Origin of the sequence: Labrenzia sp. 5N (genome assembly GCF_012395805.1) — a bacterium.
Lineage (GTDB): Bacteria > Pseudomonadota > Alphaproteobacteria > Rhizobiales > Stappiaceae > Roseibium > Roseibium algicola.
On record NZ_JAAZTM010000018.1, the window covers coordinates 66,151 to 77,754 of the forward strand.

10 protein-coding genes are annotated in these 11,604 nt (G+C 59.0%); 6 read left to right on the plus strand and 4 right to left on the minus strand.

Annotated elements, in window-relative coordinates:
- Positions 1-6: 6 nt before the first annotated feature.
- The 4 genes from HEP89_RS19715 to HEP89_RS19730 all read right to left on the minus strand — a co-directional run bounded on the left by HEP89_RS19715 (position 7) and on the right by HEP89_RS19730 (position 5,732).
- A complete protein-coding gene (locus tag HEP89_RS19715) occupies positions 7-1,014 on the minus strand; it encodes an oligopeptide/dipeptide ABC transporter ATP-binding protein (RefSeq protein WP_168692865.1) in 1,008 nt (335 codons plus the stop codon).
- Positions 1,011-2,948, minus strand: coding sequence for a dipeptide/oligopeptide/nickel ABC transporter permease/ATP-binding protein (locus HEP89_RS19720; RefSeq protein ID WP_168692867.1), 1,938 nt, complete (start codon positions 2,946-2,948; stop codon positions 1,011-1,013). Before HEP89_RS19720 ends, HEP89_RS19715 begins: the two co-directional genes overlap by 4 nt.
- Positions 2,948-3,892, minus strand: a complete 945-nt coding sequence (locus tag HEP89_RS19725; RefSeq protein ID WP_023001138.1) for an ABC transporter permease — start codon at positions 3,890-3,892, stop codon at positions 2,948-2,950. The genes HEP89_RS19720 and HEP89_RS19725 overlap by 1 nt, the downstream gene beginning before the upstream one ends.
- 280 nt (positions 3,893-4,172) lie before the next feature.
- A complete protein-coding gene (locus HEP89_RS19730; RefSeq protein WP_035908743.1) occupies positions 4,173-5,732 on the minus strand; it encodes an ABC transporter substrate-binding protein in 1,560 nt (519 codons plus the stop codon).
- Between the two features lie 147 nt (positions 5,733-5,879).
- Between HEP89_RS19730 and HEP89_RS19735 the strand changes: the two genes are divergently transcribed.
- The 6 genes from HEP89_RS19735 (at position 5,880) to HEP89_RS19760 (ending at position 11,508) form a co-directional block, all read left to right on the plus strand.
- The gene (locus HEP89_RS19735) at positions 5,880-7,121 is read left to right on the plus strand and encodes a Zn-dependent hydrolase (protein ID WP_168692868.1); all 1,242 of its coding nucleotides are present in this window, start codon (positions 5,880-5,882) and stop codon (positions 7,119-7,121) included.
- A gap of 159 nt (positions 7,122-7,280) precedes the next feature.
- The gene (cyoA, locus tag HEP89_RS19740) at positions 7,281-8,213 is read left to right on the plus strand and encodes a ubiquinol oxidase subunit II (RefSeq protein WP_168692870.1); all 933 of its coding nucleotides are present in this window, start codon (positions 7,281-7,283) and stop codon (positions 8,211-8,213) included.
- A complete protein-coding gene (cyoB, locus tag HEP89_RS19745) occupies positions 8,213-10,252 on the plus strand; it encodes a cytochrome o ubiquinol oxidase subunit I (RefSeq protein ID WP_168692872.1) in 2,040 nt (679 codons plus the stop codon). The genes cyoA and cyoB overlap by 1 nt, the downstream gene beginning before the upstream one ends.
- A gap of 11 nt (positions 10,253-10,263) precedes the next feature.
- Positions 10,264-10,857 carry a cytochrome o ubiquinol oxidase subunit III gene (gene cyoC / locus HEP89_RS19750; RefSeq protein ID WP_023001143.1) on the plus strand — a complete coding sequence of 198 codons (594 nt, stop codon included), beginning with the start codon at positions 10,264-10,266 and terminating at the stop codon, positions 10,855-10,857.
- A 9-nt stretch (positions 10,858-10,866) separates the two neighbouring features.
- On the plus strand, positions 10,867-11,172 hold the full coding sequence (cyoD, locus tag HEP89_RS19755; protein WP_168692874.1) for a cytochrome o ubiquinol oxidase subunit IV: 306 nt from the start codon (positions 10,867-10,869) through the stop codon (positions 11,170-11,172).
- Positions 11,173-11,238: 66 nt separating this feature from the next.
- Positions 11,239-11,508: a hypothetical protein gene (locus HEP89_RS19760; protein ID WP_075284752.1), complete on the plus strand. Its 270-nt coding sequence runs from the start codon at positions 11,239-11,241 to the stop codon at positions 11,506-11,508.
- Positions 11,509-11,604 lie beyond the last annotated feature (96 nt).

Below are 11,604 nucleotides of genomic sequence, written 5' to 3' on the forward strand. Positions count from 1 at the left end.
GGGAGCCTATGCCTTCCCGAGTGGGTGATAGCAAGCCGCAACGTGATTGTTGCCGCCTTTGGCCTCGTCTGGTGACGGTTTGCCGGCAACGCAGATATCCGTGCGGTGCGCACAGCGCGCGGCAAAGGCGCAGCCTTCAGGGGGATTGTAGGGATCCGGCAATTCGGCAGAGGCGTCTTCCGACATCAGGTCGTGCCGCCCGGGGGCGGGCGCGGAGCGCATTAGCAGATCCGTATAGGGATGTAGCGGCTTGCGGAAGATTTCTCTGGCAGGACCCAGTTCGGCCATCCGGCCGAAGTACATCACCGCCACGCGGTCGCTGACACTTTCCACCACCGAAAGATCGTGGCTGATGAAGATGTAGGTGAGGCCGAAGTCGTCCTTCAGCTTGTCCAGCAAGTTCAACACCTGGGCCTGCACCGACACATCGAGGGCAGACACGGGCTCATCAAGCACGATCAGCTCCGGCCCGGCCGCAAGGGCCCGCGCAATGCCGATCCGCTGCGCCTGGCCGCCGGAGAATTCATGGGGGTAGCGTTCCAGGAACTCCGGCGCCAGGTTGACCGCCTGCAGCAGCTCGGCAAGGCGCTTCTCGCGGCCATCAGAATTCAGGTTTGTCAGGTGCTTGAGCGGCGCTTCCAGGATGGTCCTGATGGTCTTGCGCGGATTGAGAGAGGCAACCGGATCCTGAAAGACATATTGAACCTTGCGGGCGAGTGCATTGCGGTCCTTTTTTGCCAGTGCCGCAAGATCCTCGCCGTTGAAGGTGATCGAGCCGGAAGTCGGCAGATCGAGACCGACGACGAGGCGCGCGAGGGTGGACTTGCCGCAGCCGGACTCTCCGACGACACCCAGGGTCTCTCCCTTCTTTACATCGAGACTGAGACCCTGAACCGCGTGCACGGCGGGAAGATGACCGCCAAAGAGCTTCCGACCGCCGCCGAAAATGCGCTCGACATCCTGAATGGTCAGAAGGGCTTTGCTGTCCATTTGGTTCTGGCTTATCTCGTTCATGCGGTCGCTCCGGAATTCAGCGGAAAGAGGCAGCGCACACCGCGGGTTTCGGAAGACATCTCAAGGTTGATCTCACCGGTCCGGCAGGAGGTCTGTGCGTGCGGACACCGTTCGGCGAAGGCGCAACCGTCCGGCAGGTTGTTGACCACGGGCGGGCGGCCCTCGATTGCATCCAGACGACGGTCCGGCTCGCCCAGAACCGGCACGCATTCGATCAGCTTGGCGGTGTAGGGATGACGCGGGTTCGCCAGAACCTCCTCCGTCGTTCCCGTTTCAACGATCCGGCCCGCATACATCACCGCAACACGGTCACAAAGGGTGGAGACAACGCCGAAATCATGGGTGATGAACAGGATTGCAGCGTTCCGTTCGCGGCGCAGGCCGTTCATCAGCGTCAGGATTTGCGATTGCACGGTGACGTCGAGCGCGGTGGTCGGCTCGTCCGCAATCAGCACCTTGGCATCGTTGGCGAGCGCCATGGCAATGCAGACCCTTTGGCGCATGCCACCGGAAAGCTCGTGCGGGTAGGCGGACAAACGCTCCTTCGCATTCGGGATCCGCACAAGCGAAAGCAGTTCAACGGCCTTCTCCCGCGCTTTCGAGCCGGACATGGGTTGGTGGGTGGTGATCGCTTCCGTCAACTGATCGCCAACGGTGAAGAGCGGGTGCAGCGTCGACAGCGGATCCTGGAAGACATAGGCAACCGAACCGCCTCTGAGGTCCCGGATACGCCGGTCGCTTGCCGCAAAAAGATCTTCGCCGTCGAGATAGGCGGCACCGCCTGCAATCCGGCCGGGTGGTGTCGGCACAAGGCCCATGATGGACATGGCTGTTACCGACTTGCCGGATCCGGATTCTCCGACCACGCCCAGGCATTCGCCCTCTTTCAGGTTCAGATCAACACCGCCGACTGCCTTGTAAACGGAGCTGCCGATCTGGAATTCGGTGCGCATCTGACGGACATCCAGCACACCGCCCTTTTCCGAAGGCGCGGGGATCTCGTCTGCCTTGCGATGCACCGCTGTTCGAGAGACCGGCCGGGTGAGAGACCCGGCACGCAGGCGCGGGTCGAGGATATCGCGAACACCGTCGCCGAAGAGGTTGATACTCATGACCAGCGCAAAGATCATAAGGCCCGGAATGATGGAGACATGCGGCGCAGTGAAGAGGATCTTGCGGCCTTCACCCAGCATGGAGCCAAGGTCGGCCTGTGGCGGCTGGGCACCCAGGCCGAGGAAGGACAGGCCGGCCGTTTCGAGGATCATCCAGCCGACGGTCGTCGACATGGTGATGACGATGACCGGCAAGACGTTAGGCAGAATTTCCAGAAACAGGATTTGTACCGGCGACTTGCCGGACAGCCGTGCCGCATCAACAAACTCTCTTCGGGATAGCCCGAGCGTAATACCGCGAATGTTGCGGGCAAAGAACGGTATGTTGACGAGCGCGATGGCGTAAAGCGCGTTGAGCAGCCCAGGGCCGAGCACGGCGACGATGGCCAGTGCCAACAGAATGTAGGGAAACGCCATCACCATATCGATGCCGCGCATGATCAGAGTGTCTGTACGACCGCCGGCGTATCCGGCGACCAGTCCCAGAAGCGAGCCGAAGAAGGCAGCGATTATTGTTGCCGACAGACCGACGGCAAGCGATATGCGTGTCCCCCAGATCAGCCGCGAAAGGATGTCCCTGCCCAAGTGATCGGTGCCAAGCAGATGTCCTTCGGTAAGGACCGGCAGAAGTCGGTCTGCCGGGGCGGTAACGTCCGGGTTCGCCAGCGGCAGGATCGGCGCTGCCAGAGCGATAAGACAGATCAGCACCAGAACGACAAGGCCGCTGGTTGCCAGCGAATTGTTGAGCAGCAGCGCAAGTGTCCCCGGGCGCGAGGACTTTGCCTTCTCCTTGGAAGGGGCGCTCATGGTCGTGTCACTCATCAGCGCAACCTCGGATCAAGAATGGTCTGCACCACGTCTGCGAGCAGATTGAAGAGAACATAGGCGGCGGCGACCACCAGAACCCCGCCCTGGACCAGCAGCAGATCGCGGGTGGAAATGGCGGTCACGAGCATGGATCCGATGCCCGGCCACTGGAACACCGTCTCGATATAGACAGCACCGCCGATGACAAAGCCGGCCTGGATGCCAATGACCGGCACCACGCCGACGAGGGCCGACTTGAATGCGTGCTTGTAGATGACCTTGCGTTCCGACAGGCCCTTGGCGCGGGCGGTGCGGATATAGTCCTGACGCAGCACTTCCAGCATGGCGGTGCGCGTCAACCGGGCGATGACGCCGGTCGCGACCACCGAAAGCGTCAGCGCGGGCAGGGTGAGGTGATGGATCAGGTCGGGCAAGTCGCCGCCACCGTAGATCGCGTACATGCCGGACGCCGGAAACAGGCGCAGATTGACGGCAAAGACCAGAATCAGCAGCAGGCCGAGCCAGAAAGACGGAGTCGAGATACCGATCAGAACGAGCAGCGTGATGATCTTGTCCGCCCAGCCGTACTGACGGACAGCAGAGACAATACCGGCAAGAAGGCCGAAGATCGAGCACAGGATGAGCGAGGTTCCGGCCAGAATGAGGGTCGCTGAAAAGCGCTCCATCACTTCATCCAGCACCGGACGATTGAGCGTGTAGGAGCGGCCGAGATCACCCTGGAACAGGTTGCCGATCCAGATGACGTATTGCTCGAACAGGGTTTTGTCGAGGCCGAGATCGCGGTTGAGCTTGGCGACATTTTCCGGTGTCGCGTAGGAGCCGAGAATGGCAGTTGCCGGGTCTCCCGGGATCATCGCCATGATCAGGAAGACGATGATCGTCAGCCCGAACAGGACCGGGATGGCAGCCAGCAGACGCTTGGCGATATAGGAAGCCAATGGTCTCTCCCTCTTTCTGAGTGCGGCCGGCCATTTCCTGAAGCCTTGCCGCCTCCGCAACCTCATCCTGAGGAGCGCATTTATGCGCGTCTCGAAGAATGGGCGGCACACTCCGGAGCAAGTGGCCCATCCTTCGAGACAGCGCCTTGCGCTTCCTCAGGATGAGGGAGTGTTGTGTCGCCGGGGTGCGCCTTTACGTTTCCTTCGGCACTTGCTGCGTGCAGGTCCGAATACGAAAATCCCGGCGAACCATTCAAGGTCCGCCGGGAGACGTGTCGTCTTACTGAGGCTTCTTGACGTCCTGAAGCATCAGGAAGAAGGAGGGTTGCAGCTTGAAGTCTTCAACCGATGCCTTGGTGACGGCATTCTGTTTCCAGTTGGCGACGAAGACCCAGGGGGCGTCCTCCTGGACGATTTCCTGCATTTCCTTGTAGAGCCTTGCACGTTCTTCCTGGTTGGTTTCCTCGCGGGCATTTTCCAGAAGCTCGTCCACCTTGGCGTTGGAATAGTAGCCGGAGTTGAACCCGCCCTGTTCGGGCATCGCTTCGGTGCGCAGGGCCAGGAACGGAAGCGTGTCCGGGTCATTGGTCATCCAGGCCATTTCCGCCATGGAAGCCTTGCCTTGCAGACCCGGGTTCACTTTGCCGAGGAAGGTGTTCCATTCATAGGTCTCGATCTTGACCTTCATGCCGACGGCCTGGAGATCGGCCTGGATGGCCGTGCCCATGGCAACCGGGTCGAGCATGCCGGAGCCGCCTTCGGTGACATAGAAAGTAACTTCCTGTCCGGCGTATTCAGCTTCCTTCAGGAGTTCCTTGGCCTTTTCCGGATCGTAGGGATAGGGCTCCAGGCTCTCGTTGTAGGCCCAGGCAAAGGCAGGAGGTGTCGGCCCTGCTGCGACGTCGGCCGTACCTTGCAGGATGTTTTCCACCAGCGCCTTCTTGTTGATGGCGTAGTTGGCGGCCTGGCGTGCAGCCTTGACGTCAAACGGTGCTTCGCGGGTGTTCAGGATCAGGAACCAGACGTGAGGTCCGGCCTGTTCCAGCACCTTGAACGTTGAATCGTCCTTGAACTGCTGCAGGCTGTCCGGCGGGACTTCAACCATCACGTCCAGTCCGCCGGAGAGCATTTCGGCGATCCTTGTGTTGGCGTCGGTGATCGGACGGTAGATCAGCGCTTCCAGGTCCGGAGCGCCATCCCAGTAGTCTTCGTTCTTGACGGCAACCACCTTGGCGTTGGCTTCCCATTCCGCAAACTTGTAGGCGCCGGTACCGGAGGGATTGCGGCCGAAATCCTTGCCGTATTGCTTGACGGCCTCGGGCGAGACGATCAAACCCGTCGGATAGGCAAGGTTCGACAGGAATGGCGCGTAAGGGGCACTGAGGTTGAAGGTGACGGTGGTTTCGTTGTCGACGACCACGTCCTCAACAGTGGAGAAGAAGAAAGCGAGCGGGAAGGGACCCGTATCGTGATAAGGGTTTTCCTCGTTCAGCATACGGTCGAAGTTGAACTTCACCGCTTCCGCGTTGAAGGGGGAACCGTCGTGGAACTTGATGCCTTCACGCAGCTTGAACGTGTAGGTCTTGCCGTCTTCCGAAATGGTCCAGCTTTCGGCAAGGGACGGTTCGACTTCCAGAGTGCCGTCCTTGTAGCGCACAAGTCCGTCATACAAGTTCACCAGAATGCGGAAATCGTTCACCGCGGTGACGGCGTGCGGGTCGAGTGACTTGGGTTCCGCGATCTGGCCGACAACCAGAACATTGGGCGGAGTTTGCGCCTGCACCTGGGGTGCAAAGGCGAGGAAGGCCGAGGCGAAAGCCGCGGCTAGGAATCTTTTCATGACCATTCCCCTCGTTGTTTCTGATGAATAATTAATCATGATTAATTGCAATGCTGCAATAATTATTTCATATTTATTTTCGCTCGAGGGTTGTGCTCTCGATGCCAGATAAACGCTTAAGCGCTGATAAATAAGGGGGAAACAAGGATGCCGCAGCACGCAATCCGTATCGACCCGGAGCGTCTCAGAACGCTTCTCAACGGAGTGAATCGCTTCGGCTTTGTTCCTGAAACCGGCGGCTACACGCGACCAGGCTTCACTCGGGTCGATCTGGAGTGCAGGGATTGGTTCGAGGCACAGATGAGGGCCGACGATCTGCAGGTGTGGAGAGACGGCGCACTCAACCTGTTTGGCCGGTATGGACCTGAGGACGGGCCGTGCGTCATGGCCGGATCGCATCTCGACACCGTGGTCAATGGCGGGGCTTTTGACGGAGCACTCGGCGCCTGTGTTGCGCTGGAATGCGTGCGAACGATGAAGGATGCCGGAATAACGCCCCGGACAGCGATCGAAGTTGCCGCGACTTCCGAAGAAGAGGGCCGTTTCGGGGGCATGCTCGGCTCACAGGCCATAGCCGGGGCGATCACTCCGGCATGGATCGAGCAGGCGATTGATGCCGACGGGGTCCGGCTGCGCGATGCCATGAACAGTCTGGGTCTCGAACCGATGGACATCCTGAAAGCAGCCCGTCCGGCCGGTTCGATAAATGCCTTTCTGGAACTCCATATCGAGCAGGGGCCGGTTCTTGAAGCCGAAGAATTTCCTATCGGCATCGCCGAGGAGGTTTCCGGTGTCTGTTATCTGGAGTTGGAACTGACGGGAATCGCCAATCATTCCGGGACAACACCCATGCATCTGCGGGCGGATGCATTTGCCGGACTTTCCGAGCTTGCCGGGACAATTCCGGATCTGATCCAGATGCACGGCACCGACCAGAGCCGGTTTACCATTGGTCATGTCGAACTTTCGCCGAACCATCCCCACACGATTCCAGGTCGTGCAGTCTTTTCAGTGATTCTGCGTGACACGTCGGAAGAGATAATGGTCGGGCTGAAATCGCGTTTTCTGGAAAGCGCCGACATTGTCGCCAACCGGCACCGACTGAAATTGAACAAGACCGAGAGGAGCTGGTTGTCACCGGTTTCGCTGGATAGCGAGCTTGCCGACAAGCTCGCCGACCTTGCCGAACGTAACGAATTACCGGCGCGGCGTATGCCTTCCGGAGCCGGTCACGATGCCCAGACAATGCAGTCTTTCTGCCCTTCCGGGCTGATCTTCGTTCCCAGCCGGGCCGGCATAAGCCATGCTCCCGAAGAACACAGCGACTGGTCGGATATCGAGAAGGGGGCGAACCTCATGCTGCAGGCGTTGCTCGACTTGTCCGGCTAACCTGTTTGCTGGTGTCTGCCGGCTTCTGCAACTTTCGCTCTTTCAATGCCGCGCGGGCTCGGCTAGGCTTTTCAAAAGTAAAGCATATCGTTCCTGGCGGGCGCGCCGCCACAAGTGTTGCAAACAGACAGTCCCTATCCATTTTTCAACGGGGGTGCCATGGTTGATCGGATTGCCGGACTAAGGGTCCGTATTGCCTTGAGGTCTGCCGCGACGGTCGGCCTCGTATGCCTTTTCCCGTTGTTACAAGGTTGTGCGCTTTCCGATGCGCCGGTGCTCTTCCCGAAAGGGCCTATCGCGTTGGCGGAACGGGATCTGCTGTTCACGGCATTCGGCATCATGATGATCGTCGCCATTCCCGCGATCATACTAACGCTGCTGTTCGCCTGGCGATATCGCAAGCGTAATGGCAACACCGCGGATTATGCGCCCGAGTGGGATGGTTCCTGGGGCATTGAAGCCGTGGTCTGGCTGGTTCCAGCTGCAATCGTGATTGTCATCGGAACCATTGTCTGGGATGCGACCCACAAGCTTGACCCTTACAAGGCCCTGGCGTCCGACAAGCCTGCTTTCAAGGTGCAGGCCGTCGCGCTCGACTGGAAATGGCTGTTCTTATACCCGGAACTCGGCACGGCCAGCGTGAATGAACTGGCCTTTCCCGCAGACAGGCCGCTGACCATCGAGATCACTTCCGACACGGTCATGAATTCATTGATGATCCCCGCACTCGGCGGCCAGATCTACGCCATGGCGGGCATGCGCTCCGAACTTAACCTGATTGCAGATGGTCCAGGCACCTTCAACGGCCGCAACACAATGTATTCCGGCGATGGTTTTTCCGACCAGCACTTCAAGGCTCATGCCATGAACGAAGCGGATTTCGCCGCCTGGAAGGAAAAGGCAACAGGATCCGCTGATGTGCTGGACGCCAAGACGTATGTGGACCTGCACAAGCAGAGCGTTGCCGATCCAGTCCGGCATTATTCGTCTTACGAGACGGATCTCTTTTCGATCATCCTGCGCAAATACGCGCCGATTGTCGGCCCTTACGAAAGCAAGGCCGCCGAACTCATCTGCCGGGGGGCTGTTTGATGCTGGGACGTCTTACGATTGAGGCCCTGCCGTTCTATTCCTGGGTGGCCATGGGTGGGGCGGCAGTAACCGTTGGCGGCGGCATTGCCGTGTTCCTGCTGATCACCTGGCTGCGCGCATGGAAAGTTCTCTGGACAGACTGGCTGACCAGCGTCGATCACAAGAAGATCGGCATCATGTATGTGGTGCTGGCTCTGGTGATGCTGGTGCGCGGGTTTGTCGATGCCCTCATGATGCGCGCGCAACAGGCGGTTTCCCTGAACAGCGAAGGTTACCTTCCGCCGGAGCATTTCGAGCAGATCTTTTCCTCTCACGGCACCATCATGATCTTTTTCGTGGCCATGCCGTTCCTGACCGGGCTCATCAACATCATCGTGCCGCAACAGATCGGCGCGCGGGATGTCGCCTTTCCGTTCCTGAATTCCGTCAGCCTCTGGATGACGGCAGCCGGTGCCGGGCTGGTGCTGATATCGCTTGTGGTCGGCAAGTTCTCTCAAGCCGGCTGGACCGGGTATCCGCCATACTCCGGGGCTGAATACAGTCCGGGCGTGGGGGTCGATTACTGGCTATGGGCGCTGATCATCAGCGGGGTAGGCAGTACGCTCTCAGGCATCAACTTCATCGTGACCATCGTCAAGAACCGCTGCCCGGGCATGACTTTCATGCGCATGCCGATGTTCACCTGGACAACACTGTGCATTTCCATCCTGATTGCCTTCGCCTTTCCGGCGCTGACGGTGGTCGCCGGTCAGTTGACACTCGATCGCACGCTTGGCTTCCATTTCTTCACCAACGGTGACGGCGGCAACATGATGATGTTTGCCAACCTGCTGTGGATCTGGGGTCATCCGGAGGTCTACATCCTGATCTTGCCGGCCTTCGGTATCTTTTCCGAAGTGGTGGCGACATTCTCGCGCAAGCGGCTGTTCGGTTACACTTCCCTGGTCTATGCGACCGCCTGTATCGCGCTGCTGTCGTTCACAGTCTGGCTGCACCACTTCTTCACGATGGGCTCGTCTGCCAATGTGAATGCCATATTCGGCATCGCGACGATGATCATCGCGGTGCCGACGGGGGTGAAGATCTTCGACTGGCTGTTCACCATGTACAAGGGCCGGATCGAGTTTCACACGTCCATGGTCTACACCATCGGCTTCATGGTGACCTTCGTCATCGGTGGCGTGACCGGGGTGCTGCTGGCCCTGCCGCCCGCCGACTACCTGATGCACAATTCCACCTTCCTGGTGGCGCACTTCCACAACATGCTGATCCCAGGCGCTCTTTTCGGTTATTTTGCCGGCATGAACTACTGGTTCCCCAAAGCCTTCGGTTTCAAGCTGGACGCCAAATGGGGCATGCGGTCCTTCTGGTGCTGGATCATCGGTTTCTATCTGGCCTTCATGCCGCTCTACGTCCTTGGCTTCAAGGGCATGAGCCGGCGGATGGAGCATTATGCCGATCCCACCTGGCAACCCTATCTGATCGTCGCTGCGATCGGGGCTCTGTTCGTCCTGTGCGGCATCGCCTGCATCGCCATCCAGCTTTACGTTTCGGCCAGGAAATGGGGATCCGCCAGGGACATCACGGGTGACCCGTGGAACGGACGTACCCTGGAATGGGCGACGTCCTCTCCGCCAGCTGCCTATAACTTCGCGGTTCTGCCCGAGGTGACCGATATCGACGCGTTCCACGACATGAAGATCCGGGGGGAGGCCTATCAGCCACCGCAGCATTACGAAGACATCGTCATGCCGAAAAACACCTGGATCGGCCCGGTGCTTGGTGCGCTGGCCTTTGTGCTCGGTTTTGCCTTCATCTGGTACATCTGGTGGCTCGTCGCCCTGAGCTTCGTGCTGTCCCTCGTATGTGTCGGTATCCGGGCGTCCGACGACAACAGCGAATTCGTGTTGCCTGCAGCAGAAGTCGCCCGGATCGAGCGTGAACGCCTCGCTCAGATCTCGCCGGCCGACCTGCACGACATGCGCGATTTTATGCCGCGCGGTGCCGCCTCTGGCGCACCGTTGTCCGGAACGGTTTGAGGGAGGGGCCGATGTCTGCTGCAACCATCCTTGAAGAGGAAGAGAAGCACTCCCTTCATTCCAGGGAATTCGGATTCTGGATCTATCTGATGACCGACGCGGTCATCTTCGCGCTGTTGTTTGCGACCTACGCTGTCCTGTCGGAAAACTCCGCAGCGGGTCCGACGTCAAAGGAGCTCTTTGATCTCAGCAGGACTGCCGTTGAAACCGGCTTGCTGCTGGTCTCCAGCCTGACCTTCGGGATGGCGAGCATCGCGCTGATGAACGACCAGAAGGGCCGCGTGGTCCAATGGCTCTTTGTGACCTTGCTGCTCGGCTTCGCGTTTCTGGCAATGGAGCTGAGTGAATTTGCCGGCATGATCGAAAAAGGTGCGGGTCCGGAGGTAAGCGGCTTTCTGTCCGCGTTCTTCACGTTGGTGGGCACACACGGACTGCACGTTGCGTTCGGGGCACTCGGGATCGTGGTTATGATTGGCCAGATCATGGTCAAGGGCCTGACGCCGCCGGTTCGTTCCCGGTTGATGCGGCTCGGGCTGTTCTGGCATTTTCTCGATATTGTCTGGATCGGTATCTTTTCGGCGGTCTATCTGCCGGGCGTTCTATAGGGGGCACATATGAACCATTCCGCTGAACGCAGCCTGTCTACCTATCTCACCGGGTTTGTGCTTGCAGTTGTGCTGACGACAATTCCCTTCGCCCTGGTCTGGGGCGGTCTGCTCACAGGCAGTGCCGTATATTTCGTCATCGCCGTTGCCGCGGTTCTGCAGGTGATCGTTCACCTGGTATTTTTTCTACACATCGACCTGAAATCCACCCCGGTCGAAAACCTGTTCTTTCTGGCCTTTGCCGCGGTGCTCATTTTCATCATGGTCGGCGGCAGTCTCTGGATCATGATGGATCTGCACCACCGCATGCAGTGAATGCCTGGTCGCCATTGAGGCGTCTCGCCGCAATCGACGACCAGCCTGTCCGAAAGGGAGAATGACATGAGATGCTATCGCAATCCGCTTGCCGGAAGTCTTCTGGCCGCAGGGCTGATGCTGGCCGCTACCAATGGTGCACTTGCCGACTGTCAGGCGGACATCGACAAGGTTGAAAATGCCGTTACCCACTCCGAGAGGGAAGGTATCGACATCACTGTTGCAGAGAAGATGCGCGCACTGCTCCAGGAAGCGAACAAGGAACGGCACGCAGGCAACGAAGCAAAATGCCAGGAGCTGATCAACCAGGCAAAATACATCGGCGACGTGGAATGACGAACGATAATGTATCTGTTCCACTGGTCGGTTTGCTGCGCTTGAGGTAAGAGAACCCGTTCCGGAACAGGTGTGGGGAAACATGATTTCGGTCGT

Coding starts and splice junctions, on each gene's coding strand:
- cyoC (WP_023001143.1), top strand. CDS start 10,264: ATGTCTGCTGCAACCATCCTTGAAGAGGAAGAGAAGCACTCCCTTCAT.
- cyoD (WP_168692874.1), top strand. CDS start 10,867: ATGAACCATTCCGCTGAACGCAGCCTGTCTACCTATCTCACCGGGTTT.
- cyoA (WP_168692870.1), top strand. CDS start 7,281: ATGGTTGATCGGATTGCCGGACTAAGGGTCCGTATTGCCTTGAGGTCT.
- HEP89_RS19760 (WP_075284752.1), top strand. CDS start 11,239: ATGAGATGCTATCGCAATCCGCTTGCCGGAAGTCTTCTGGCCGCAGGG.
- HEP89_RS19715 (WP_168692865.1), bottom strand. CDS start 1,014: ATGAACGAGATAAGCCAGAACCAAATGGACAGCAAAGCCCTTCTGACC.
- HEP89_RS19730 (WP_035908743.1), bottom strand. CDS start 5,732: ATGAAAAGATTCCTAGCCGCGGCTTTCGCCTCGGCCTTCCTCGCCTTT.
- HEP89_RS19735 (WP_168692868.1), top strand. CDS start 5,880: ATGCCGCAGCACGCAATCCGTATCGACCCGGAGCGTCTCAGAACGCTT.
- cyoB (WP_168692872.1), top strand. CDS start 8,213: ATGCTGGGACGTCTTACGATTGAGGCCCTGCCGTTCTATTCCTGGGTG.
- HEP89_RS19720 (WP_168692867.1), bottom strand. CDS start 2,948: ATGAGTGACACGACCATGAGCGCCCCTTCCAAGGAGAAGGCAAAGTCC.